The sequence below is a fragment of the Pontibacter cellulosilyticus genome, from assembly GCF_014306105.1.
Classification (GTDB): domain Bacteria; phylum Bacteroidota; class Bacteroidia; order Cytophagales; family Hymenobacteraceae; genus Pontibacter; species Pontibacter cellulosilyticus.
Genome location: NZ_JACRVF010000003.1, coordinates 501,039 through 524,426, shown reverse-complemented (window position 1 = coordinate 524,426; position 23,388 = coordinate 501,039). Strand labels below are relative to the sequence as shown.

At 45.7% G+C, this 23,388-nt stretch carries 23 protein-coding genes; 13 read left to right on the top strand and 10 right to left on the bottom strand.

What is annotated here, in order from left to right; all coding sequences use genetic code 11:
• Positions 1 to 51: 51 nt before the first annotated feature.
• The 6 genes from H8S84_RS13130 (at position 52) to H8S84_RS13105 (ending at position 6,108) form a co-directional block, all read left to right on the top strand.
• Positions 52 to 1,266, top strand: coding sequence for an amidohydrolase family protein (locus H8S84_RS13130; protein WP_222621653.1), 1,215 nt, complete (start codon positions 52 to 54; stop codon positions 1,264 to 1,266).
• A gap of 239 nt (positions 1,267 to 1,505) precedes the next feature.
• Positions 1,506 to 2,564 carry a class I fructose-bisphosphate aldolase gene (locus tag H8S84_RS13125; RefSeq protein ID WP_187067786.1) on the top strand — a complete coding sequence of 353 codons (1,059 nt, stop codon included), beginning with the start codon at positions 1,506 to 1,508 and terminating at the stop codon, positions 2,562 to 2,564.
• Between the two features lie 155 nt (positions 2,565 to 2,719).
• Positions 2,720 to 3,619 (top strand): acetyl-CoA carboxylase, carboxyltransferase subunit beta, encoded by a 900-nt coding sequence (accD, locus tag H8S84_RS13120; protein WP_187067861.1) that lies wholly within the window; start codon positions 2,720 to 2,722, stop codon positions 3,617 to 3,619.
• A 252-nt stretch (positions 3,620 to 3,871) separates the two neighbouring features.
• Positions 3,872 to 4,636, top strand: a complete 765-nt coding sequence (locus H8S84_RS13115; protein WP_187067785.1) for an OmpA family protein — start codon at positions 3,872 to 3,874, stop codon at positions 4,634 to 4,636.
• Between the two features lie 302 nt (positions 4,637 to 4,938).
• On the top strand, positions 4,939 to 5,616 hold the full coding sequence (locus tag H8S84_RS13110; protein WP_187067784.1) for an OmpA family protein: 678 nt from the start codon (positions 4,939 to 4,941) through the stop codon (positions 5,614 to 5,616).
• 138 nt (positions 5,617 to 5,754) lie between these two features.
• Positions 5,755 to 6,108, top strand: coding sequence for a hypothetical protein (locus H8S84_RS13105; RefSeq protein WP_187067783.1), 354 nt, complete (start codon positions 5,755 to 5,757; stop codon positions 6,106 to 6,108).
• A gap of 19 nt (positions 6,109 to 6,127) precedes the next feature.
• Here the strand turns inward: H8S84_RS13105 and H8S84_RS13100 are convergent, their stop codons facing one another.
• Together H8S84_RS13100 and H8S84_RS13095 are read right to left on the bottom strand one after the other, a co-directional pair.
• Complete coding sequence (locus H8S84_RS13100) at positions 6,128 to 6,781, bottom strand: DUF2238 domain-containing protein (protein ID WP_187067782.1); 654 nt, start codon at positions 6,779 to 6,781, stop codon at positions 6,128 to 6,130.
• Positions 6,782 to 6,931: 150 nt separating this feature from the next.
• A complete protein-coding gene (locus H8S84_RS13095) occupies positions 6,932 to 7,621 on the bottom strand; it encodes an MBL fold metallo-hydrolase (RefSeq protein WP_187067781.1) in 690 nt (229 codons plus the stop codon).
• A gap of 214 nt (positions 7,622 to 7,835) precedes the next feature.
• Between H8S84_RS13095 and H8S84_RS13090 the strand changes: the two genes are divergently transcribed.
• Positions 7,836 to 8,552 carry an endonuclease III domain-containing protein gene (locus tag H8S84_RS13090; protein WP_230407171.1) on the top strand — a complete coding sequence of 239 codons (717 nt, stop codon included), beginning with the start codon at positions 7,836 to 7,838 and terminating at the stop codon, positions 8,550 to 8,552.
• Positions 8,553 to 8,569: 17 nt separating this feature from the next.
• Here H8S84_RS13090 and H8S84_RS13085 read toward each other — a convergent pair whose 3' ends face one another.
• From H8S84_RS13085 to H8S84_RS13070, 4 genes are all read right to left on the bottom strand, one after another.
• Positions 8,570 to 9,301, bottom strand: a complete 732-nt coding sequence (locus tag H8S84_RS13085; protein WP_187067780.1) for a hypothetical protein — start codon at positions 9,299 to 9,301, stop codon at positions 8,570 to 8,572.
• A 65-nt stretch (positions 9,302 to 9,366) separates the two neighbouring features.
• On the bottom strand, positions 9,367 to 9,873 hold the full coding sequence (locus tag H8S84_RS13080; protein ID WP_187067779.1) for a hypothetical protein: 507 nt from the start codon (positions 9,871 to 9,873) through the stop codon (positions 9,367 to 9,369).
• Between the two features lie 86 nt (positions 9,874 to 9,959).
• Complete coding sequence (locus tag H8S84_RS13075) at positions 9,960 to 11,030, bottom strand: serine hydrolase domain-containing protein (RefSeq protein WP_187067778.1); 1,071 nt, start codon at positions 11,028 to 11,030, stop codon at positions 9,960 to 9,962.
• Between the two features lie 93 nt (positions 11,031 to 11,123).
• Positions 11,124 to 12,017 (bottom strand): S66 peptidase family protein, encoded by an 894-nt coding sequence (locus H8S84_RS13070; protein ID WP_187067777.1) that lies wholly within the window; start codon positions 12,015 to 12,017, stop codon positions 11,124 to 11,126.
• A 191-nt stretch (positions 12,018 to 12,208) separates the two neighbouring features.
• Between H8S84_RS13070 and H8S84_RS13065 the strand changes: the two genes are divergently transcribed.
• From H8S84_RS13065 to H8S84_RS13055, 3 genes are all read left to right on the top strand, one after another.
• On the top strand, positions 12,209 to 13,735 hold the full coding sequence (locus H8S84_RS13065; RefSeq protein WP_187067776.1) for an AbgT family transporter: 1,527 nt from the start codon (positions 12,209 to 12,211) through the stop codon (positions 13,733 to 13,735).
• Between the two features lie 232 nt (positions 13,736 to 13,967).
• Complete coding sequence (locus H8S84_RS13060) at positions 13,968 to 15,008, top strand: sensor histidine kinase (RefSeq protein ID WP_187067775.1); 1,041 nt, start codon at positions 13,968 to 13,970, stop codon at positions 15,006 to 15,008.
• A gap of 6 nt (positions 15,009 to 15,014) precedes the next feature.
• Positions 15,015 to 15,743 (top strand): LytR/AlgR family response regulator transcription factor, encoded by a 729-nt coding sequence (locus tag H8S84_RS13055; RefSeq protein WP_187067774.1) that lies wholly within the window; start codon positions 15,015 to 15,017, stop codon positions 15,741 to 15,743.
• Positions 15,744 to 16,068: 325 nt separating this feature from the next.
• On the opposite strand, the gene H8S84_RS13050 is transcribed toward H8S84_RS13055, so the two are convergent.
• Positions 16,069 to 16,500 (bottom strand): RidA family protein, encoded by a 432-nt coding sequence (locus tag H8S84_RS13050; protein WP_187067773.1) that lies wholly within the window; start codon positions 16,498 to 16,500, stop codon positions 16,069 to 16,071.
• A 132-nt stretch (positions 16,501 to 16,632) separates the two neighbouring features.
• Here H8S84_RS13050 and H8S84_RS13045 point away from each other — a divergent pair, with 132 nt between their 5' ends.
• Both H8S84_RS13045 and H8S84_RS13040 read left to right on the top strand, forming a co-directional pair.
• Positions 16,633 to 17,619 carry a radical SAM protein gene (locus tag H8S84_RS13045; protein WP_187067772.1) on the top strand — a complete coding sequence of 329 codons (987 nt, stop codon included), beginning with the start codon at positions 16,633 to 16,635 and terminating at the stop codon, positions 17,617 to 17,619.
• Between the two features lie 84 nt (positions 17,620 to 17,703).
• On the top strand, positions 17,704 to 18,219 hold the full coding sequence (locus tag H8S84_RS13040; protein ID WP_187067771.1) for a gamma carbonic anhydrase family protein: 516 nt from the start codon (positions 17,704 to 17,706) through the stop codon (positions 18,217 to 18,219).
• A gap of 12 nt (positions 18,220 to 18,231) precedes the next feature.
• On the opposite strand, the gene H8S84_RS13035 is transcribed toward H8S84_RS13040, so the two are convergent.
• The 3 genes from H8S84_RS13035 to H8S84_RS13025 all read right to left on the bottom strand — a co-directional run bounded on the left by H8S84_RS13035 (position 18,232) and on the right by H8S84_RS13025 (position 20,536).
• A complete protein-coding gene (locus H8S84_RS13035) occupies positions 18,232 to 18,690 on the bottom strand; it encodes a hemerythrin domain-containing protein (protein WP_187067770.1) in 459 nt (152 codons plus the stop codon).
• A gap of 6 nt (positions 18,691 to 18,696) precedes the next feature.
• A complete protein-coding gene (locus H8S84_RS13030) occupies positions 18,697 to 20,010 on the bottom strand; it encodes a hemolysin family protein (RefSeq protein ID WP_187067769.1) in 1,314 nt (437 codons plus the stop codon).
• Between the two features lie 214 nt (positions 20,011 to 20,224).
• Positions 20,225 to 20,536, bottom strand: coding sequence for a hypothetical protein (locus H8S84_RS13025; RefSeq protein WP_187067768.1), 312 nt, complete (start codon positions 20,534 to 20,536; stop codon positions 20,225 to 20,227).
• 575 nt (positions 20,537 to 21,111) lie between these two features.
• Between H8S84_RS13025 and H8S84_RS13020 the strand changes: the two genes are divergently transcribed.
• Positions 21,112 to 23,337, top strand: coding sequence for a protein-disulfide reductase DsbD family protein (locus tag H8S84_RS13020; protein WP_187067767.1), 2,226 nt, complete (start codon positions 21,112 to 21,114; stop codon positions 23,335 to 23,337).
• Positions 23,338 to 23,388 lie beyond the last annotated feature (51 nt).

Below are 23,388 nucleotides of genomic sequence, written 5' to 3'. Positions count from 1 at the left end.
TTCTATTCTATTGTCTCTTGTCGAATAGTCTTTCATCATAAAAAGATCATCATGAAAAATCATGTAAAATTAGGCGCTGCCATACTTGCCGGAATGGCCATACTTTGTGGGCAGCAGGCATTGGCGCAGATCGCTGTAAAAGGCGAGACAGTTTATACCATGGCTGGTACTCCCATCAAAAATGGCGTGGTGCTGGTAAAAGACGGTAAGATAGAAGCCGTGGGAGCCAACCTGCAGATTCCGCAGAACTATAAAGTATACTCAGCAAAGGTGGTTACGCCGGGCTTGGTAGATGCTCATACTTCAGTGGGCCTGGCAGGTATTTATAACGTACCCGCCGACCAGCAGCAACTCGAGAAAACAGCACCCATTCAGCCTGAACTTCGCGCTATAGATGCTTATAACCCGAACGAGGAGCTTATAGGGTGGGTGCGTAGCCACGGCGTCACCACCATTAATACCGGCCACGGCCCCGGCGCTTTGATCAGCGGACAGACGATGACGATCAAAACTGCCCCGGAAGGATTTGCCACGTTAATGGATACCACTAAAATGGTGACGTTTACGCTGGGCTCAACTGTTGGAGATAACTATAACTCTCCTAAAACCTCTGCCAAAGGTATGGCTATGCTGCGCTCTGAGTTGCAGGCGGCGCAAGCCTACGCTAAAAAAGCGTCTAACTCCGATGCCAGCAAACGCCCGGACCGCAACCTTAAAATGGAGTACCTGTCAGATGTGCTAAATGGAAAGTATAAAGCCCTGATCACAGCAAACAAGGCAAACGATATTATGGCTGCGTTGCGCCTGGCAAAAGAATTTAACCTAAGTATAGTGTTGGATGGAGCCGCCGAAGCTTACTTGTTAGTGGATGAAATAAAGGCAGCTGGCGTGCCGGTTATACTTCACCCGACTATGGCTCGCTCATACGGTGAAAACAAGAATCTGTCGTTCGAGACGGCAGGTATACTTGCCAAAGCCGGGGTGCCGGTAGCAATACAGAGTGGCTTTGAGGCGTATGTGCCGCGTGCCCGGGTTATACTTTTCGAGGCGGGTGTGGCAGTGGCTAACGGTATGGCTCCTGAGCAAGCTCTGGCAGCGATTACTACAACTCCGGCTAAAATCATCGGTTTAGATAAGCGTGTAGGCGCCCTGGCCAAAGGGATGGACGGAGATCTGGTGCTTTTTGACGGAGACCCATTTGAATATACTTCCCATGTGTGCACTGTGCTTATAAACGGTAAGGTGGTAAGCGAAGAGTGCAAATAGCAAAACTTTAGCTGTTGTTAAAGCGTCGGTTTCCTGAGTTGGAATCGGCGCTTTTTTTATCATAACCTTTTTGCCGGGTATAAGTATGTTCTGTGGAATCTAAACCACAACCGTAGTGGCTGCTATTCCTGTGTCAATACATTTAACCTGTATCTCACAAGTATTGATAGAATTAAATAGAAGAATTATATATTTGTATCACCAATTCAAAGTGTCCCTTACACAAAATAAAAAAACAAATGAATTACGATAACATCGTTTCTTTACTTGGTTCTGAGGCAGATAGCCTGCTGCAGTATGAAAGCAAAACAATTTCTAAAGAGCAGCTACACGCGCCGGGACCTGATTTCGTAGATCGCATTTTTGCAAACTCTAACCGTAACCCACAGGTGCTGCGCAGCCTGCAGTCTTTATTTGACCATGGCCGCCTGGGTGGAACAGGTTACCTTTCTATCCTGCCTGTAGACCAGGGCATCGAGCACACAGCTGGTGCTTCTTTTGCTCCTAACCCTATTTACTTCGACCCTGAGAACATCATTAAACTAGCTATCGAGGGTGGTTGCAATGCCGTTGCTACTACATTTGGTAACCTGGCCATGATGTCTAGAAAATATGCACACAAAATTCCTTTTGTAGTAAAAATCAACCACAACGAGCTGATGACATACCCTAACAAGTATGACCAGATCATGTTCGGTTCTGTGGATGAGGCCTGGAACTTAGGTGCTACAGCAGTAGGTGCAACAATATACTTTGGTTCTGAGGAGTCTTCTCGCCAGATCATTGAAGTGGCTGAGGCATTCGAAAGAGCGCACCAGTTAGGTATGGCTACTATCCTGTGGTGCTACACGCGTAACAACGCCTTCAAAAAAGACGGTACAGACTATCACGTGGCTGCCGACCTTACTGCGCAGGCAAACCACTTAGGTGTAACTATCCAGGCGGATATTATCAAGCAGAAGTTACCTGAGAATAACGGAGGCTTTAAAGCGATTGGCTTCGGTAAAACACACGAGAAAATGTACTCAGAGCTTTCAAACGATAACCCAATTGACTTAACACGTTACCAGGTGGCTAACTGCTATATGGGTCGTGCCGGTCTGATCAACTCTGGTGGCGAGTCTAAAGGCGAGTCGGATTTGGCAGATGCAGTGCGTACAGCTGTAATTAACAAGCGTGCGGGCGGTATGGGCTTGATCTCTGGCCGTAAGGCGTTCCAGAAAGACATGAAGGTTGGTGTTGAGTTGCTTAACGCTATACAGGATGTTTACCTGAGCAATGAGATTACATTGGCATAATTTGTAGCAAAACTGCTGATTGTTACATATTTTTGTGACCTGCTTTCTTCAAAGCCCCGCAAAAAGGGCTGGCAGAGGGCAGGTCACTTTTTATACGATGCTGTGTAGCAGGCGTATATTCAACTTAAATGTGCTGTTGCACGCTTATTACTATGATGCCTTGGTTTAAGAGAGCTGAAAAAGGAATTATTACTCCTACAGAGCAAAAGAAAGAGACGCCGGACGGGCTGTGGTACAAATGCCCAAGCTGCAAAACTGTTACTAGCATGGCTGAGCACCGCAAAAACCTTAGTACCTGCGTAAAGTGTAACTACCACGACCGTGTTGGTTCTAAAGAGTATTTTGCCATACTTTTCGATGATAACAAGTTCACGGAGCTGGATGAGAACCTTACCTCTGGCAATCCACTGGACTTTGTAGATACCAAACCATACCCGAACCGTATCGTTGCCACACAGAAAGTCACAGGATTAAAAGATGCTGTGCGTGCTGCGTATGGTAAAATGAACGGCCAGGACATCACCATCGCCTGTATGGACTTTGCCTTTATCGGTGGTTCTATGGGCTCTGTGGTAGGTGAGAAAATTGCCCGCGCCATAGACCATGCCCGCAAAACACGCACCCCGTTCATGATGATTTCTAAATCTGGCGGTGCACGTATGATGGAGGCTGGTTTCTCGTTAATGCAAATGGCCAAGACATCTGCAAAGCTGGCATTGCTGGCCGAGGAAAAACTGCCATACATCTCGATGCTGACAGACCCTACGACAGGTGGTGTAACGGCATCTTACGCCATGCTGGGAGATTTTAACATTGCTGAGCCAGGTGCGCTAATCGGTTTTGCCGGTCCGCGTGTCATCAAAGAAACTATTGGTAAAGATTTGCCAAAAGGCTTCCAGAGCGCTGAGTTTGTGTTAGAGCACGGCTTCCTGGATTTCATTGTAGACCGCAAAGAGCTGAAAGACAGGTTAACAGATCTGCTAAGTATGATCGTTACTGAAAAAGCAGAGAATGGAGCCAAGGCCAAAGCTGCCAAATCAGCAAAGGCATCTTAACAGATATTGTACTGAATATAATTTAAAAGCGCCTGCCATACTTAGTGGCAGGCGCTTTTTATTTATCCAAAGCCACAAATTAGCGTAGACTAGGGAAGTTTTTATACATGGGTATAAAATAAAAAATTGAATTGTTCGTGTATAGCTAAAACAAAATATACTCTTGGCACACGGATTGCAATAGCAGTCTGTAGATACAAGTACAATCTCAATCATCAAAAACAAAAGAACATTTACAAAACAACAAACAACATGAAACTAGCGAGAATTACATTAAGCTCTCTTTTAGCCACAACAATCTTTTTTGCGTCTTGCCAGACAAAAACCCCTACGGCAAGCACAGACAACACAGGTACCGCTAAAACAGAGCAGACTACTACAGATAACAGTACCACTACCACTGATAAGAAAGGTATGAACAAGACCACGAAGGGTGGCATTATTGGAGCCGGCTCTGGTGCTGTGATTGGTGGTATCATTGGTAATAAAATGGGTAACACCGCTGCAGGCGCTATTATTGGTGCTGCCGTGGGTGGTGCTACAGGTGCCGTAATTGGCCGCCGCATGGATAAGCAGGCCGAAGAGCTGGAGAAAAGTATGGAGAACGCTAAAGTAGAGCGTGTAGGCGAGGCTATCCGTGTGAACTTTGACTCAGGTATACTCTTTAATGTGAACTCTGCAGAACTTAGTGCAGGTGCCAAGAAAGACATCGAGAAACTTGCCACCTCGTTAAAGCAGAACGCAGGCACAAACGTAATTATCGAGGGCCACACAGACAATACTGGTTCTTATGAGCTAAACCAGAAGCTTTCTGAAAGACGTGCTCAGGCTGTGGCAAACTATGCCAAGAGCTTAGGGGTAGATGGTTCACGCCTGCAGGCCAAAGGTTATAGCTACGATCAGCCAATCGCTGATAACAGTACTGTTGAAGGGCGCGCGCAGAACCGCCGCGTAGAGGTTATTATCGTTGCAAACGAAGAGCTGAAGAAGCAAGCTGAAAGCGGTGATCTGAAGTAAGCAGCACTTAAAGTATAAAGTTAATTTTTGAACCAGGGCCGCCGGTATATACCGGCGGCCCTGGTTGTTTTATAGCGCTATGGTTGGATTATCATTCAAATAAACAGAACTAATTAAGTACAGCAAAGTATAAAGAATGTAGAATATAAAGTGTTGCTTATCAATGGCAAAAGTAGTTGTGTGCTGGCTTGGGCAGCAGGTCTGGAGCAGCTTTTAAGGCCATGTGAACAGAACATTTTAGAAGAATAGGAGTATTATGCACAGAACTTAAAAGTTCGTTTTCAAGATAAAACATAAAGACTATGAAAAACTTTAGAATCAATCTTTCAATTATAGCCATTATAGCCGTGATATTGTCTTCTTGTGCTTCTGGCGGAGGAATGAGCAGAACAGCTAAAGGTGGAGTTATAGGTGCCGGTTCTGGTGCCGTAGTTGGTGGTGTTATTGGTAAAGTTGCAGGTAGCACAGCCAAAGGCGCTATTATCGGTGCTGCCGTAGGTGGTACTGCCGGTGCTTTAATTGGCCGCCGCATGGATAAGCAGGCTGAAGAACTGAGAAGAGACCTTGAAGGTGCTCAGGTAGAGCGTGTAGGAGAAGGTATCAAGATCACGTTTGACTCTGGTATTCTATATGCGGTTAACTCTGCTGAGCTGCAGCCAAATGCCAAAACAGAGCTTACGCAACTGGCCGAAACACTTAAAAAGTATCCTGACACTAACATCCTGATCGAAGGACATACCGATAACACAGGTACACGTGAGATCAATCAGCCGCTTTCTGAGCGCCGTGCGCAATCGGTAGCGTCTTATTTAGGAGCAATGGGCGTTGACCGCAGCCGCATGACCACACAAGGCTATGCCGATTCGCAGCCTGTAGCTGATAACACAACAGCAGCTGGCCGTCAGCAGAACCGCCGTGTAGAGATTGCCATTTTCGCAAACGAGAAAATGAAGAAAGCCGCAGAGCGTGGCGATCTGTAATCTTTAACCCATGTTATTAGGTGTTAATTTTAAATGATTTTCCAGCCGTGCCTTCTGGTGCGGCTGGTTTTTTTTAGCATACTGTTATTGGCTTGTGTGCAACGTTATTAACGCATAGCTATTAGCAGAGAGTAGCGTATGAAAAAGTATTTACAGATGGGCCTGCTCAGCCTGTTCATAGTGGTGGTAGTTACTGCCTGCGAACGAATGGGTGATACAAGCTCTTATGGGCTGTTTGGTAATGCAACTGATACTAAAATTATAACAGAGCCTAAAGAGGCTAAAGAAGTAAGGGATGCACTGTACAAAGATGCCCAGTTAGCCCGAACCATGCCTTTGAAGCAATTTGCACGGCACATGAAAACACGCCATAATTTTTACAGAAGGTACCGCTTGCAACACCAGGACGATTATGTAAAGATTGATGTGAATGGTAACGAGATGCGCATACAAACACAAAAGGGCAGGGTAAAACTGGCCCATGGCAGTTAATAGCAGAGCCTTAAGATGCTTATGATTTTTCCCGCCGTAGCATTCGTACTACCACTGTTACAAGTATAGCGAAAAAGGCACCGCCTAAGGCTAGTCCCATATCTTTCTGGGCATCCCAAATATCGCCTTGCATGCCCAGGAAATCCATGCCGCGCTGCGGATCTTTAAACACCAGGTCGGCTACAATCCACTCTACCAGCTCGTATACAGCGCTCAGCGAAAGTATAATTTCCATGGGCAGCAGGTAACTGTAAAACCGCCTCACATTAAATCCTTTTCGGAGCACTTCGTGCATAGGGTAAGCCAGCAGCAGGCCAAAGCCCAAGTGTACCAGCCTGTCATATTGGTTGCGGGGTTGGTTTAGCTCCACCTTAAGCCACTCACCAAAAGGGTTGTCAGCGTATTGGTACTGGCTGCCATACATGTGCAGCAGTAAAAAGAAAAATATTAAAGTATAGCTTAGGTTAGAAAACCGGAAGATGTTGTAGAAGGCCATCAAAAAGATAACCAGCGAAAGCGAAAGCGTATTTTCAAGTGCCCAGTTTTTTAAGTCGGGTGTGGTAAGGCCGGTATACACTAAATATGCAACAAAAAGTATACTATACGCTATATGAAGCGGTTGGCTGGTAAATGTCTTTTTAGTTGCAGTTGCCTTTTGAGTAGTTGAATTCATAGTTGCATGCAGGTGGCAGTTGTACTAGCATTAACCTCAGAAGTCAGGGGATAGTTTTGATAAAAGTAAAGTTATCAGCGCTGTTGGCTAAAATCCAGTATGCTTTTTTCCTGAAACAGCGAGTATGGCTGCATCGAACAAGAAACAACATCAGGCCATCAGGTCTTTCTCATAGAAGACAAGACGTATCGGGTTGTCTAAGGGGTTTTGGGTAGGGTCGCAGTGGTAGCCGAACATATCCACGCCGTTTAAGTATGGTAACAGTTTCTTATAGTACGTGTGTCCTATGTTGTCTGGATTGAATGTGATGTCGTGAAAAACGCAGGTTTCTTTGGGCGGCATCTTCTGTAACTTCTCGAAAAGCGCGTCAGGTTTGCCCAGGTCTCCGGAATACACAATACGGCTGTCGTTTTCGAAGATGTAACCATATGTTTGCATGCCCTCAGAATGCTGTCCAAACGTGTCTATGGCTGTAATACCCTCAAACTGCTCTAGGGGTACGAACTCGGCATATTTGTCAGGATCTTTTAACTGTATTTTCAGAAATTTATAGAGTTGCTGTTTAAAGCCTTCGGAAGGATAAAGTATAACAGGTGGCTTTACTTTTTCGATAGCCTGCTTGTAAATCAACAGGTTTGCAAGGCTGCCGCAGTGGTCGTTGTGCAGGTGGGTAAGTATAATATGATCTACTTTTGTTATCAGGTTCTTCTTTACGAGTGTCGGGAATACGGTAAAGCCACAGTCGATGAGCAGGTGTATGCCCCTAAAATCTAATATAGCCGCAGAGTTTAAGTAGTCTGTGTCGAATGCGCCGCCTGTTCCCAAAAATTTAATTTGCATACAAAAAATTAAGTGTAGTCCCCCGGTTGCCAAAAAGGTATAGCGTTAAACAATATAAATAGTTGTGTAGGGCAAGCCTTTTCGGGTAGAAAAAGTGCAATAGCTATGCAAACGGTTGTTCAGCAGAAGTGACTGGATTTGATCCTGTTAGTGCCTGCTGGGTTATAGTTATTAACAAGACGGCTTTATAATCGTAAAGATATAGTCCATAAAAATGATACTAATGGATGCCCATACATTACCTCCTCACGACAAAGCACAGCTTACGCATGAGCTGCTAAACCAGGAATACAAACGTCTGAAACTGGAGCCACGCCGAAGCCACATGCACGAGCTTATCTCTACCATGCTGTCGCACCGTACCAACCACAAAGATGAAGAAAAAGCATACCACACCATGCTGGAGCGCTTCGGTGATTGGGAGGGCATTATGAAAGCAGATTTTGATGCCTTGGCTGATGCCATTCAAACCACGCGTTATCCAGAGCAAAAGGTGCCGCAGATACAGCAAACATTGCGCATGATAAAAGAAGAGCGCGGCGAGATAAATATCGATTTTCTGGAAGACATGCCTGTGGATGAAGCGTTAAACTGGTTGACGAAGTTACCCGGGGTAGGACTAAAAACAGCTACCTTAGTGTTACTCTTCAATTTTAAAAAGCCTGTGATGCCCGTTGATACGCATGTTTTCAGGATAAGCCAGCGGGTGGGGCTTATAGGCGCGAAGGCAACAGCCAACAAAGCCCATGCTATACTTTTAGAGATGCTTCCTCAAGAGCCTGTAGAACTATACAACTTCCATAAGCACATGCTGCGGCACGGGCAACGTATCTGTACCTTCTTCAGCCCCAAGTGTGAAGAATGTGTGCTTAACAGCATCTGCAATTACTACCAGGATGTGCGTCAGAAAGGTATCGACAAGGCGGCGTAGGCTGCTGAAAGTATAAATTAAGCTGCTTTGTGCGTGATAGCTGAGTGCCGGTTTGTATCAAAAACCTCAAAGTATGCCTGCCCGAAAGCCAATATGCCTTTTTGTGGTATCCAGAAATCTTGTAGAGACGCCTGTTGGTGCAATGGAGTGGGTGTGCCCAAGTCTGTGCCGGCAAGGGTAGCATAGCTTTCTGTTACAGCCCAAATACTTTTAGGGTTTGCGATAAAGTGCTGCCCGTTAGGCACAGTGCCCGATAAACCAACTCTTTGTACGCCTAAAGCAGCACTTGCCACTTTGCTCATGAGGTTTAAAACCAGTTCGTTTTTCCAGGCAGATTGCGGTAGTACAGTGCCCAGTACATTCATGGCTTTTGTAACCGGTGTAGCAGCTACTTTTACAAACCAGTGGAGTTGGGCACTCTCTACGGTAACTTCAAAGCTAAAATCGCTAAGCCAGTTTATGCTGATGGGCGTAACGATAGCCTGTGTAGCCATTCTGCCAAAGTAGCGGGTACAGGAGTGCTGTGGATCGGTGTCAGCGTAAAAAGTCCAGATTTTGTTGGGGCTGCGGTGCCACACCGAAGTATAACCATTTCCTATTGATGAGGCCGTAAACCGGCGAAGTGCCAGTACATGCCCCGAACTAAAAGGCATTCCCATCAAGCCATACCCGTTAAAGCGTTCTTCTGTGCCTTTAGGTAAAATTGGATTAGCTTCTAGTTGTTGAGCCAGTTCGTGTGGTGTCGTCATAACGGCGGCAAGTATAGCTTGGGTTACTACACTGTATACGCTATGTCAGCACATTGAGGAGGGCTTTAAAGTATGGCCTTTGGATCTAGTTCAGCTGTTTTTAATATGAGCTTATAAGCATTCAGGAAACCAGTCAAATTTCTTTTATCAGTTTCGTAGTCCGGTGTGTTTGCGTGAAAGGTAACCGAAGTGCCGCGTGCCCCATACGAGATGTAACAGCTCGATCCATCTAAAAGCGAGGGGTGCGGCCCACCTGAAACATCTGTTTGCTTGATTTGCTGTAAAGCATTAACGATAGCGATAAACTGTGCTTCAGTTATGGTAGTATCTTTGTCTACATTCTTGCCAGGACTTTTGAGCTTCTTAGTTACAGGGTCTATTGTTTCAGATAAATTCACAGATTCTACTAATAACCTGTAGCTACTGTTCATCTTAGGATGTATCCTGACTTTCACGTGCGCATTTTCCGCTCTTACAGCAGTACTGTACTCCAGCGTTACAAACTCAATTTTCTGAGCAGAGGCTGTAAAGGATACAGCTAGTATAAACATTACAAGTAAAAGTGCTTTCATACAAAGTAGGCTGTGTGTTGCTTAGAAAGATAGTAAACTAAAAAGTACTATCTCTTATGCCAGCCTCCTTTACTTCATATTTTCCTTCATCTCACAGTCAGGTGCGGAGCAGCTATTCGCATTATCAATCCTTCCACATCTATACCTGAAGCATTGGTAAGCAACACCACCGAAAGCTGCTGCTCAGGAAAGATCAAAAAGCCTGATGAAGCCCCACCCGACATGCCGTAAGCTTTTAATCCGTTTATGTTCATCACCATCCAGCCCATACCAAAACCTACTCCCTCATCTAGCAGGTTGTCTTTGTTATTATTGAGTTTGGCTAAGGTGTATACTTTCCGCTGGTTCTCTTCCTTCAGAATCTTGTTGCTTGTTACCCCATTGCAGAACTTCACCATGTCATCAAGGCCTGCATTCAACCCTGCGTTTGGCAAAGCAAATCTTGGGTAATGGTAGGTGTTCCATGTCATCAGCGAATTATCCTTCTTAATACCGTAGTTGCTTACTCTGTTGTTAACTACCTGCCATACATCGCCAAACGTAGCAGATTTCATGTTTAGCGGGTTCAGAATCGCCTTTTGCACATAATCTTTGTAAGTTACCCCGGTAACTTTCTCTATAATCAACCCCATCAGACTTAGGTTAGTCTGGTTGTAGCTCCAGCTTTCTCCCGGGGCGAACTGCATTGGCAGCTTAGACAGCGAGTTAATGAGCTCTTTCTCGTCCTCGGTTACCCAGGCCATAGTATAACCGGGCTTCTGCTCGACCACTACATCGGGTAAGCCGGAAGTTAAGGTAAGCAGTTGGTAAACGGTTATGTTTTGCCATTGCGTTGGCAAACCAGTCAGGTACTTACTAATTTTATCCTCAAGCTTTATCTTGCCTTCTTCCACTAATTTCATGGATGCAATGCTGGTAAAAGTCTTTGTTGTGCTGAAGATAGGGAAGACATGCTGCTCAGTTAGCGGAACATCTAACTCCACGTTGGCTTTACCGAAATGCCCTTTCTGAAGCACCTTTCCCTTTTTAATCACTGCGTAACTAAGCCCAGGAATATTGAGCTCCTTCATGATATTAAGCACAGTTGAGTCTGGGTTGGCAAAAGCTGTTGCGAACGATATGAAACAGATGAAGGTAAGTAGAGCTGCTTTTTTCATAGTATAGTTGTTAGTGCGTGACCAAGTAAAGATGCGTTTATAAGTAAAAAAGTTGCCTAGCCATAAAACTTTAGAGACTTGATGCGGCAGATACTACTTGTATGCCAGCCTTACCCCGGCATCGTTTACCTCCAGGGTTGCCTCTCTGCCACAAACTAAAGCCAGGTTGTGTGGTTCGTGGCCAACCGGAAAGCCGTAGCAAACAGGGTAGTTATACTTGCCGGTGTGCTCCAATATTATCTCGTAAGCAGTTTTGCCAAAAGGTACAGGAGGGTCAATCATATCGCTCATATCTCCGACAATAAGGCCGGCAAGGTTAGCTAGTTTGCCGCAGCGATCCAGGTGTACCATCATGCGGTCTACATTGTACAGATATTCGCAGAGGTCCTCCAGAAACAGGATCTTGCCGTCGGTGCTAATATCGGATCGGGTGCCTGATAATGTTTGAAATATTGAGAGGTTTCCGCCAACTAACTGGCCAGACGCCGTACCGGTTCTGTTGAACTTATGCGGGGCTACTGTATAGGTCACTTCCTCGCCAAACAACACGCGGCGAAGTGTTTCTATCGAGGCTTCGGTTCCCTCTTTTGGGAAAAGCAGTGGCATAATGCCATGCACGCTCTCGATGCCAAAATTGTGGATATGGCTGAGGAGTGTGGTCACATCGCTAAAACCAACTACCCACTTCGGGTTCTTCCTAAACTGCGTAAAATCTACCTGATCGATGATGCGGGTGGTGCCGTAGCCGCCGCGTGCGCAGACAATCGCCTTTATACTTTCATCATCCAGAAACTGCTGCAGGTCCTGCAGGCGTAGCGCATCATCTCCGGAAAAATAGTTGTAACTGGCCCCTATACTTTGACCCAGCTCTACTTCTAATCCCCAACTCTGGAATACCTGGACAGCCATTTCTATTTCAGGGTAGGTTATTTTACGGGCAGTAGCAGTAATGGCGATACGGTCGCCGGGTTTAAGTGCTGGTATCATAGGTAAAGCAAGTATCTGTAATGTAAAGCTAAGTTATGGCTTTTTGGGCAAAATTTGGGGAGATGGCTTTTTTTTGCCAAATTCGAAGGCCTTAGCGGCAACACAAGCATCAATACTGCGGTTTTTGGTGCTGCTGAAAGAGGAAGTACAGCATAGTCTGTGCTTGGCTAATCTAACCAACCAACCTTTTTATGATTGAAGTAGAAAAGAAAAAATCAGGAATTGACAAGTTCCTGTCGGTAGTGGAGCGCATTGGCAATGCCCTGCCGCACCCTGCTACACTTTTTGCCGGCTTTGCCCTGCTGGTGATAATACTGTCGTGGGTGGCCAGCCAGTTTGATATGGCGGTTGTGCACCCGGGTACCGGCGAAACGGTAACACCGGTTAACCTGCTCTCTACAGAAGGCCTGCACATGATCCTGACCAAAATGGTTACCAACTTCACTGGCTTCGCGCCACTGGGTACGGTACTGGTGTCGTTGTTGGGTATTGGTATTGCCGAGGGTACTGGTTTGATAGGTGCCGTGCTGCGTCTGGTGGTGCTTTCGTCGCCGAAGCGCTTGCTTACATTCGTTATCGTGTTTGCCGGTGTAATCTCTAACACAGCCTCTGAGGTTGGTTACGTGCTGCTTGTGCCATTGGCTGCTGTTATTTTCCTGGCCGCTGGGCGTCATCCGTTGGCTGGTCTTGCTGCTGCTTTTGCCGGTGTGTCGGGTGGTTATAGTGCTAACCTGTTACTAGGTACGGTAGATCCGCTGTTGGCTGGTTTATCTACGGAGGCGGCTAAAATTATTGATCCTGCCTACGCTGTAAACCCTGCTGCTAACTACTACTTTATGTTTGCCTCTACGTTTGTTATTGCCGCACTGGGTACGTGGGTTACCGAAAAAGTGGTGATACCTAGGCTGGGTGAGTACGAAGGTGATGAGAAACCGCAAAGTATAGACAGGCTTACTCCGCAGGAGAAGCGTGGTATACTTTATGCTACTATAGCTATACTTTTGATGACGGCCTTTATACTTGGTGGTTTAATTCCAGAGAACGGCTACCTGCGTGATCCTGAAACAGGAGAGATTCTGCACTCGCCGTTTATGTCAGGTATTGTGGCATTTATCTTCTTGCTGGCTGGTATTGCCGGTATTGCCTACGGTATTGGTGCCAAAACTATCAAAAACGACAGCGATGTAATGCGCGGCATGGCCAAGTCTATGGAAACACTGGGCTCTTACATCGTACTGGTGTTTTTTGCGGCACAATTCGTGGCCTACTTTAACTGGACCAACTTGGGGCTTATACTTGCCATTAACGGTGCCGATGCGCTAAAAACAATGGGCCTAAGCGGTATTCCTTTAATGATCATGTTCATACTTGTGGCTGCCACTATTAACATGGTTATGGGCTCTGCTTCTGCTAAATGGGCCATTATGGCGCCGGTGTTTATTCCAATGTTCATGCTATTAGGCTACACACCGGAGTTTACACAGGTGGCTTACCGTATCGGTGACAGTGTTACCAACATCATTTCTCCAATGATGTCCTATTTCGCCCTGATCGTGGCCTTTATTCAACGTTATGATAAGAAAGCAGGTATCGGTACGGTTATCTCAACCATGTTGCCATACTCTGTTGCCTTCCTGATCGGCTGGATTATACTGTTCATCATTTGGATTCTGGCAGACCTGCCAATTGGTCCGGGTGCGAACTTGTACATGCCGTAAGTTTATTCTATTTGATAGTAAATCGCCTGAGCAGCAATGTTTAGGCGATTTTTATTTTGGAGCAGGATTTACAGGATTGAAAGATGGACAGGATTATACTTCATGCTGGTTCTATTCAAACTAAAGTATATCTATTCTCCACGTTGATACATAAAGTATAGCCGTTCGTCCAGAGATATGGTTAAATACGCTGAAACAACTTATCTTTAGTATAAAAAATATCTCAATGGGCATGAAAAAGCTGCAGAAAGAAGTATGGTTACATGTGCTGGTATGGCTGATTGGCTATGTGCTTTTTGTGAGCCCATTTACCAATGTAACCATGTACAAGTTCAGCGGGAGAGATGGCTCCATTATACTTCCTGCGCTTGTTTGGATGTGCTTTAACGTGCTGCTCTTTTATGGCAATGCACTGACGCTTCTGCCCAAGTATAAACAGCATCGCCACCTGAAACTGTACATCGGGCAACTGATCTTGCTTTTTGCCGGTGTTTCGGCTTTAGAAATGCTGTTTGACGGAATACTAGTGGCGTACCTATGGCCGGAGGAGTATACGTTTCGCAGTGGCCTGGCCATTGTTCCCAACCTGGTCATGAACCTGCTTGTGCTGCTGCTGTCGTTCTCGTACCGTTTCCTAAAGGATTGGGTGGAGCATGAGCGGCGCGAACGGCAACTGGCACAGGAGAAGCTGGAAGCCGAACTAAAGTATCTCAAGGCACAGATCAACCCGCATTTCCTGTTTAATACCCTGAACAACTTGTTCTCGATGGCCCGGCGAGAGAAGGCGCATGGCACGGCAGCCTGTGTAGCCAAACTAGCCCACCTGATGCGCTATACCTTGCACGATAGCAACTTACCCCTGGTAGAGCTGGAAAAAGACGTAAAGCACATGGAAGATTACATCGACCTGCAGAAGCTACGCCTGCCGGAGAGGGGTGTTGAGATCAAACTGGAGAAGAAAGGGAACTGGGAAACAGTACAGGTGCCACCCATGCTGCTGATCACGCTTGTAGAGAATGCCTTCAAGCACGGTATCAGCTATCAGCAGCCTTCGTTTATTTTTATGGAACTAGATGTGCAGGGGCAAGACCTGACGTTTAGCGTGAAGAACAGTATGCATCGCCGTGAAGAGACCTTAAAGGAAGATGCATCGGGTATTGGCCTGGAGAACATGCGCCGCCGCCTGGCACTGCTATACCCCGATCGGCACGAATTGCACACGCAGGAAACAGAACACGCTTTTCTAACTCAATTGCACATCCACCTAAACTAAAAAGCTATGATACGCTGTGTGGTAGTAGACGATGAACCAATGGCCCTGGAGGTGTTGGAAGATTACATAAGAATGACTCCCAACCTGGTGCTGCAGCATACTTTTAACAACAGCCTTGAGGCACTGGCTTACCTGCAAACCCACGAAGCGGACCTCCTCTTCCTGGACATTAACATGCCCGACCTGTCGGGGATACAGCTGCTCAAGTCTTTGCGCCAGCCGCCTATGGTCGTGTTTACCACAGCCTACTCAGAGTATGCAGTAAAAAGCTATGAGTTTGATGCCGTAGATTATTTGCTTAAACCAGTCGAGTTTGACCGCTTTCTAAAAGCCGTGAACAAGGCCATAGAGCAGTTTAACACCCGCCATAAAGCAGGAACACAGCAAACAGGGGCAAAAGATGAGGACGTTACTGCCACCAAAGAGTATATCTTTATCAAAAGCGGCTATCAGCTAATAAAGCTAAAACTGGATTCTATACTTTATGTAGAGGCCTCTAAGAACTATGTGACCTTTGTAACTACGGATAAGAAAGTACTGGCGCTTATGCCACTAAGCGAGGTAATGCAGCTATTGCCTCCCGACGATTTCTTCCGAATCCACAAATCATACATTGTGGCCTTGCGGCACATAGATGCCATTGAGCGGCAACACGTAAACCTGAACAAACAGCAACTGCCTATTGGTAAAACCTACGCTGTCGACTTTTTTAAGCTGCTCAACCAAGGCATATAACACACCCCTGTTACTTAATAAAAGCATATTGCTTTAAAACAACAAAGGCCATACCTGACGGCACGGCCTTTGAAATTAAGAGGGCTCTTACTTATATCTCACCTTAAACAAGAATACCCATTGCACATTAGATGCAGTACAAATGTAAAGGTTTAATAGGGGTTTAAAATTTTTTTATACAAAGTGCTGATATTACTATACTACCACCCCAAAAAGTTAGACGAACGCCCTATGTTATTTTTTTGTAAGAGCACTAAGGGTTAGCAGTGTCTTAATGTGTAAACACTGATAGTCTGCTAGTTACATCATTGTGTGCCTAATAAGTTTATACTTCATCGTAGGGTGTGGCACTTTCGTTGATCAGTTTTTCCTCACTGGAAAGTATGGCGGTGGCCTCAATTTCTACAAGTAATTCCGGGTTTATAAGTGCACTGACTTCTACCATAGTAGAGGCAGGCTTTATACTTCTGAAATACTCCCCATGCGCACGGCCTACTTCCTGCCATTGGTTGATATCGGTTATGAAAATTCTGGTGCGTATGACATCGTCCAGAGCAGCCCCTGCTTCTGCTAAAGCCTTCTCAATTTTTCGGATGATGTACTTTGTCTGCTCATAGGCGCTGCCTTTGCCTACTATTTCTTCGCCTTCTGTGGCAGTAGTACCGGCTACTTCAATGGTGTTGCCCATGCGCACAGCGCGGCTGTAGCCTACAATATCTTCCCAAACAGCGCCGGAAGAAATGTTCTGTCTTTTCATAGTTCTGAGTTTTCGTGAAAGTATAAATTTAGGAATTGCTAATCAAGTGAGGCAGAAATGGCAAACTCAGCTATACTTTCGTACCTTACTTCACTCATAATTCATAATTTTGAATTCATAAGTTCCCAGTTGATGCGCCTAAGGTCCAAGCCAGTACTTTGCAACTACTACGTTACCTACCGCTGTAACGCAAAGTGCTCGTTCTGCGACATCTGGGAAAAGCCCTCGCCTTATATTACGCTGCAGGATGTAAAGCAAAACCTGCTGGACCTGAAACGGTTGGGCGTGCAGGTAATTGACTTTACCGGCGGCGAACCACTGCTGCACCGCGAAATAGACCAGATGCTGAGCATGGCGCACGACATGGGTTTTATCACCACGCTTACTACCAACGGACTTCTATACCCTAAGCTAGCAGAGCGCCTGAAGGGTAAGGTAGACATGCTGCACTTCTCATTAGATTCTGCCGATAAAACTGAGCATGACACAGGCCGGGGTGTTGCCTGCTTTGATTTTGTGATGGAATCGATTGCTGTGGCGAAGCAGTTGGGGGAGAAGCCGGATATACTTTTTACGGTATTCAAAAATAATCTTCATCAGCTGGAGGAAGTATACCAAAAGATTGTACTACCCAACAAACTGCTGCTTATTATCAACCCTGCCTTTGAGTACAACCAGGTAGAAACCGGAGAGCAGCTAACGGAGCAGGAGCTAAAGTACCTATCAGCATTTGGTAAGCGAAAACAAGTATACTTGAACGAGGGGTTTATACAGTTGCGCTGCGATGGAGGCAACCACATTGCAGACCCGGTTTGCAAAGCCGCCAGCACAACCCTGGTTATTTCGCCTGAGAACGAACTGGTGCTGCCCTGTTACCACTTAGGAGCCAAAAGCTTCCCAATACAGGGGAATCTATACACTTTATACTTGAGCCAAGAGGTGGAGGCGCTAAAGCAGCAGGAGGGAAGGCTACCGGAGTGCGAAGGCTGTACCATTAACTGCTACATGCAACCAAGTTTTGCCGTTGAGATGAACAAGTACTTCTGGAAAGCGCTGCCGAGCACACTAAAGTATAACTACCTAAAAGGCACATGGAAACGACTTTTGTTAAATAGTTAGATACTAGACTAAAGAAAAGGTGTGTGCATATGCTACTCTACACCAGTTCATAATTCTTAATTTGAAATTCATAATTTAAAAGATATGCCAGTTATACTTCCGGTAAAAGGAGTTAAGCCACAGATGGGAGATGAGTGCTTTATTGCTCCCAACGCGACTATTGTAGGTGATGTGATCATGGGCAGCAACTGCTCTGTTTGGTTTAATGCCGTAATCCGTGGCGATGTGAACAGCATCCGGATAGGAAACAAAACAAACATACAGGACGGCGCTGTAATACATTGCACCTACGAAAAAGCAGCAACCACCATTGGCAACAATGTATCTATCGGGCATAATGCCATTGTGCACGGTTGTACAGTAGAGGACAATGTGCTGATAGGGATGGGCTCAATTGTAATGGACAATGCGCTGGTGCAGAAAAACGCTATTGTGGCGGCCGGGGCCATTGTGCTGGAAAATACCGTTTGCGAGTCGGGTTGGATTTACGCGGGCATACCGGCCAAAAAGGTAAAGCAGCTAAGCGAGGAGCAGATAGCAGGCTTGGACAAAGTAGCCAATAATTATGTGATGTACAGCAGCTGGTTTACCGGGCAATAGGATCATACAAGCTTACCCGTTCAAATGCTGCAGCACCAGTTGCTGCAGTACTTTTAATTTCTCATCCGGAAGCTCCTGCTGTAGCTGCTCAAAAAATACCCGCTCTTCGTGACGTATGTGCTGCTCCAGGAGCTTCCCAATTTTGTGTAACTTGTCTGGTAAGTCTACGCTGGTGGCATCAGGCAGTGCAACTATTAAGTTCTCCAAATGCTGGTGCTGTTCCTGCAGGTGTTTTGTCTGTTGCGCAAGTTCTTCTGATACTTCAGGAGCCAGCTTAAATACAGTTTCTTCCTCCAGCCTGAAATGTGGCAGCAGGTGCTGCTGCAGAAAGTTTAATGCGTAGTCCCGTTTTGCTTCTGGTGTAGCAGGCATGCCTTTGTAAGGTGGTGCCCCATGTTGCAGCAGTCTTGCCGTTAGCAAGCCCCTGTGGTGTTGCCTCGAAATAGGAACAATGCTTTCGTGGCGCCTCATCCTTTGTTAGCTAATCTCGTCGCGTGCCTCTTCTCTTACCGTCAGCAGCACCCACTCTACGCGCCTGTCAGACTTCTCTAGCACGCGCACATCGTATTGGTTAAAGCTGGTTACCTCGTTCAGGTTTTCTGGGATATGGCCGTAAACCACGTTCATAAGCCCGCCAACTGTTTCGTAGTCCTCGCCCTCTGGCAGCGAGTAAGGCAGATAATCGTTGGCATCGCCGATGGCAGCCGAGCCGTTCACTTTATACTCAAAGTCGTTGATGCGCTCTACAATAGGTGCTTCTTCGTCGTACTCGTCCTGTATCTCTCCAACCAACTCTTCAATGATATCCTCAATGGTTACGATACCAGACACTCCTCCAAACTCGTCGGTGGCGATGGCCATGTGCATGTGGCGCCGCTGGAACTGCTTCAGGAGTAAGTTTATTTTCTTTGTTTCAGGCACAAAATAGGCTGGGCGCATCAACTGCTCGATGTTTATAGGTTTGCCGAGGCGCATTATACTCAGGATATCTTTTACATACAGAATACCCACAATATTATCGATATTGCCATTGTAAACCGGCAGGCGCGAATAGCCTTCGTTAAAGATCACCTCCATCAACTCATCTTCCGGTATGTTTACGTCTATGGCAACCATTTTGGTGCGGGGCACCAGGATCTGCTTTACCATGCGCTCGTTAAACTGAAACACATTTTCGATCAGCTCGTGGTGGCCTTCATGTATGGCGCCACCTTCGGCGCTCTGCTCAAAGAGCAAGCGTAACTCTTCTGCCGAGTGAACTTCGGCACCATGTACAGGTCGTATACCCATGCCGCGCAGCACCATGTTGGCCAAACCATTCAGCATCCAGATAAAAGGGCTAAATACAACGTAGAAGAAGCGAAGAGGGTAGGCTACTGCTAGCGAAGTAGACTCGGAGCGTTGGATAGCCAGCGACTTGGGTGCCAGTTCCCCGAATACGATATGCAGTACCGTGATAATAGCAAAAGATACCGGAAGTGCTATGGTATGTGCCAGCTCCTCGTTGCCGCTAAAACCAAAGAACACCATCACATTTATTACCATTTTGGCCACCACACTCTCACCTATCCAACCTAGGCCCAGAGATGCCAGCGTGATACCCAACTGTGTAGCCGAGAGGTATGCATCTAAGTGGGTGATCATGCGGTGAGCCATCTTTGCCATGGCGCTGCCAGCCTGCGCGCGCAATTCTATCTGCGAAGACCTCACTTTTACGATAGCAAACTCTGCAGCCACAAAGAACCCGTTAAGCAGAACAAGAAATATGGTTAAAAGTATGTCTAATATCATAGTTGTGTACCCGGCAAATAAATGCAAGCTGTAAATTTAAACTAAATTACATGTTTGTGCTACGAGACAAATGCAAAAGCATGTATATATGTTAAAGTTTATATACTAGTATGCATAACGTTATACTTCGTAATTTAGATTTTTTAGTTGACATTAAAACAAAAAGGTGCCCCCGTAGAGGCACCTTTTTGTTTCTGGATACTTACCAGCTAGTTCAGAGGGTAATTTGCTTGTTGAACGCTTCTGCGGTGCTGAATAACTCACGAGCGTTGTCCTGTGACAGGCGGTGCAGAAAGATCTGCTTTGCCTCTGCCTCAGTAATTAACTTGTATGTTTCTGCCGCATAAGTATCCTGGAAGGGATTGCAGGAAGAATAAATATACTCATCAGAGTAGGTCCTGTACACTACATGAAAGTTATGCTTTTCATCACGAACCAGCTTAATGGCTCTGAATGCCTGGCTGTATTCTTTTCCGCACTCTGTTCTAAGCAAGAGCGCTTGCTGTTCTGTTGCATAATTTTTCATAGTGTGTTACAGGTGCAATTTATTCTAATACAAGTTATACAATATGCTTCCTTTTTAAATTCCTTTTGTAGTTCAAGGTATGCTTTGTTGTCCGTTAATGTGCTATTTTTATAGGTGAAGTATGCTTAATTAATAGCAAATATGAATAAGCATATTTTTAATAGGATATATTACGGTATATATAGAAGTATAGTTGTATTTATATTAAATAATTTTATAAAAAATATTACTTTTTGTATTGATTTACGAGCTACTCAAGCTAAGATAAAGTATAAAAGTGCCTTTAAAAGCTGTGAGAAGTGCTTTTATAGTATTGCGTATCATTAATTTGTACTATTATTAAGAGTTTATTTTTATATTTTAGATTAAGTATGGTGAGCAGGATTAGTAATAATTGTAATCTGGAGCAGCTTATCAAGCATTAAGGGGAGCAGAAGCGTTGTTTATCTGAAAGGAGTAGTCAATAAAGAGCTTCCAAACAAAATTCTATACTTTTGCATTGTAAACTTGAACATTAAAGTATGTGAAGCTGGTTCTTATAGTAACTCGCTACACGCTTTATTATAGCATCACCCATGAACAAAAAAATAATAGTGAAGCAACTGATGGCCACCTGGCTGCTTTTGCTTTTAACCATTTTCATTGCACAGGCACAGGTACTTAAGCCTGTCACCTGGAGCTACGACGTTTCGAAGAAACAGGCCGCTGTAGGTGAGGAGGTAGAACTTATCTTTAACGTGCGCATTGACAAGGACTGGTACCTGTACTCGTCTGATTTTGACCCTGACCTGGGGCCAATGGTAACGGAATTCAAGTTTCAGAAGCATCCGTCTTACGAGCTGATAGGTAAAATTGTGCCTGTTAAGCCGAAGAAGAAGTATGATGAGCTGTGGGAGGGAGAGTACACTTACTTTGTAGGCACAGCCCAGTTCAGGCAGAAGATCCGCGTGCTTAAGCCAGAGCTGTTAGTGAAGGGTAGCTATGAATACCAGGTTTGTACGGATGTTGATGGCCGCTGCATTCCTTTTGACGATACATTTACCTTTACTAACAAGCAACTAAACATAAGCGGTGAAGTAGCGCCGGCAACTAAGTCCGGGGCAGCAGAGCAGAAACCGGCCCAGCAGGAAACGCTTAACAAGACACAACAACCTGCCTCTCCTGTATTCGGAACAGACGAAGTAACCACAGCCCCGGCTGATAATGTGAACGCTGAAGAGACAGAGGCAGACAAAATAGCAATAGTCGCTGAGACCGGTGAAACTGCCGAAACAGAAGCAGAAAGCATACCTTCAGCCTTGTCTGAGCCGGCTCCTGGTGATGAGGCAGGTGATCTGTGGTCGTTTATGCTGATTGCCTTTGTGTTTGGTTTAGGTGCTCTTCTTACACCCTGCGTTTTCCCGATGATCCCCATGACGGTTAGCTTTTTTACAAGTAACAGCACAAATAGGGGAGAGGGCATCTTCAAAGCTTTGGTATATGGACTCTCTATTATTGCTATTTATACTTTGGTAGGTACGGTGGTAGCTAAATTATTTGGGGCCGATGGCGCTAACTTTATAAGTACACACTGGTTTCCGAACCTGCTGTTCTTTGCGGTGTTCATCATCTTTGCCATGTCTTTCTTCGGCTTGTTCGAGATTACGCTACCCAGCTCTTTTCTTACAAAGGTAGATGCACAGGCAGATAGAGGCGGCCTTTTAGGCGTCTTTTTTATGTCGCTAACACTGGTGCTGGTTTCATTCTCTTGCACAGGCCCGATTGTGGGTAGCATACTGGTGGCATCTGCCGGAGGCGAAACACTTCGACCTGTAGTGGGTATGTTTGGGTTTTCGTTGGCGTTTGCCCTTCCTTTTACACTATTCGCTGTTTTCCCGTCTTGGTTGAGCAGTCTGCCGAAGTCCGGTGGCTGGCTTAATTCTGTTAAGGTGGTACTGGGTTTTATAGAACTGGCGCTTGCCCTTAAATTCCTAAGTGTGGCCGACCAAGTATACCACTGGGGAATACTGGACCGCGAAGTATACTTAGCCCTGTGGATCGTGATATTTACGCTGATGGGCTTTTACCTTCTTGGCAAGCTTAAGTTCTCACACGATTCGGACTTGCCATACTTAAGCGTGCCCCGTTTATTTCTGGCGCTGGCAACCTTTGCATTTGTAGTATACCTGATACCGGGTATGTTCGGAGCGCCGCTTAAGGCATTATCCGGTTATCTGCCGCCGCAAACTACCCAGGACTTCGATATCAACACTATTATTCGGCAGAATGGCAGTGGAACAGCCGTAGCATCTGCTGATAATCAGTTGTGCGAAACGCCTAAGTATGCAGATTTTCTGCACTTGCCACATGGCCTGCAGGGTTATTTCGACCTGGAGCAGGCAAAGAAATGCGCTGCAGAACAGGGTAAGCCTATCTTTATTGATTTTACCGGCCATGGCTGCGTTAACTGCCGCGAAATGGAGGCCAATGTATGGTCTGACCCAGCGGTGCTTAAACGCCTGCGTGAAGACTATGTGATCGTAGCTCTGTATGTGGACGACAAAACCGAGCTGGCTGAGTCGGAGAAGTATATTAGCGATTACGATGGCAAAGAGAAAGCTACTATTGGTAAAAAGTATGCTGACTACCAGATAACGAAATTTAATGTGAATGCCCAGCCATACTATGTGCTGATGGATGCCCAGGAAAACGTGCTGGTTAAGCCAATCGCTTACGACTTAAACGTAGAGAACTTTGTTAATTTTCTGGATGCCGGAGTAGCCTCTTATAAGGCCCGCCACGATAAGGTAGCACAGAAATAGACTACTGATTTAGGAGACGCAAGATATGACGTCTCTGCAGTGCTAAAACAG

What these genes read in the sequence shown, in the direction of transcription:
- H8S84_RS13105 (WP_187067783.1), top strand. Translation starts at nt 5,755, where the DNA reads ATGAAAAAGTATTTACAGATGGGCCTGCTCAGCCTGTTCATAGTGGTG.
- H8S84_RS13090 (WP_230407171.1), top strand. Translation starts at nt 7,836, where the DNA reads ATGATACTAATGGATGCCCATACATTACCTCCTCACGACAAAGCACAG.
- H8S84_RS13110 (WP_187067784.1), top strand. Translation starts at nt 4,939, where the DNA reads ATGAAAAACTTTAGAATCAATCTTTCAATTATAGCCATTATAGCCGTG.
- H8S84_RS13070 (WP_187067777.1), bottom strand. Translation starts at nt 12,017, where the DNA reads ATGATACCAGCACTTAAACCCGGCGACCGTATCGCCATTACTGCTACT.
- H8S84_RS13050 (WP_187067773.1), bottom strand. Translation starts at nt 16,500, where the DNA reads ATGAAAAGACAGAACATTTCTTCCGGCGCTGTTTGGGAAGATATTGTA.
- H8S84_RS13020 (WP_187067767.1), top strand. Translation starts at nt 21,112, where the DNA reads ATGAACAAAAAAATAATAGTGAAGCAACTGATGGCCACCTGGCTGCTT.
- H8S84_RS13055 (WP_187067774.1), top strand. Translation starts at nt 15,015, where the DNA reads ATGATACGCTGTGTGGTAGTAGACGATGAACCAATGGCCCTGGAGGTG.
- H8S84_RS13035 (WP_187067770.1), bottom strand. Translation starts at nt 18,690, where the DNA reads ATGAGGCGCCACGAAAGCATTGTTCCTATTTCGAGGCAACACCACAGG.
- H8S84_RS13065 (WP_187067776.1), top strand. Translation starts at nt 12,209, where the DNA reads ATGATTGAAGTAGAAAAGAAAAAATCAGGAATTGACAAGTTCCTGTCG.
- H8S84_RS13025 (WP_187067768.1), bottom strand. Translation starts at nt 20,536, where the DNA reads ATGAAAAATTATGCAACAGAACAGCAAGCGCTCTTGCTTAGAACAGAG.
- H8S84_RS13040 (WP_187067771.1), top strand. Translation starts at nt 17,704, where the DNA reads ATGCCAGTTATACTTCCGGTAAAAGGAGTTAAGCCACAGATGGGAGAT.
- H8S84_RS13115 (WP_187067785.1), top strand. Translation starts at nt 3,872, where the DNA reads ATGAAACTAGCGAGAATTACATTAAGCTCTCTTTTAGCCACAACAATC.
- H8S84_RS13060 (WP_187067775.1), top strand. Translation starts at nt 13,968, where the DNA reads ATGAAAAAGCTGCAGAAAGAAGTATGGTTACATGTGCTGGTATGGCTG.
- H8S84_RS13130 (WP_222621653.1), top strand. Translation starts at nt 52, where the DNA reads ATGAAAAATCATGTAAAATTAGGCGCTGCCATACTTGCCGGAATGGCC.
- H8S84_RS13085 (WP_187067780.1), bottom strand. Translation starts at nt 9,301, where the DNA reads ATGACGACACCACACGAACTGGCTCAACAACTAGAAGCTAATCCAATT.
- H8S84_RS13080 (WP_187067779.1), bottom strand. Translation starts at nt 9,873, where the DNA reads ATGAAAGCACTTTTACTTGTAATGTTTATACTAGCTGTATCCTTTACA.
- H8S84_RS13100 (WP_187067782.1), bottom strand. Translation starts at nt 6,781, where the DNA reads ATGAATTCAACTACTCAAAAGGCAACTGCAACTAAAAAGACATTTACC.
- H8S84_RS13095 (WP_187067781.1), bottom strand. Translation starts at nt 7,621, where the DNA reads ATGCAAATTAAATTTTTGGGAACAGGCGGCGCATTCGACACAGACTAC.
- accD (WP_187067861.1), top strand. Translation starts at nt 2,720, where the DNA reads ATGCCTTGGTTTAAGAGAGCTGAAAAAGGAATTATTACTCCTACAGAG.
- H8S84_RS13045 (WP_187067772.1), top strand. Translation starts at nt 16,633, where the DNA reads ATGCGCCTAAGGTCCAAGCCAGTACTTTGCAACTACTACGTTACCTAC.
- H8S84_RS13075 (WP_187067778.1), bottom strand. Translation starts at nt 11,030, where the DNA reads ATGAAAAAAGCAGCTCTACTTACCTTCATCTGTTTCATATCGTTCGCA.
- H8S84_RS13125 (WP_187067786.1), top strand. Translation starts at nt 1,506, where the DNA reads ATGAATTACGATAACATCGTTTCTTTACTTGGTTCTGAGGCAGATAGC.
- H8S84_RS13030 (WP_187067769.1), bottom strand. Translation starts at nt 20,010, where the DNA reads ATGATATTAGACATACTTTTAACCATATTTCTTGTTCTGCTTAACGGG.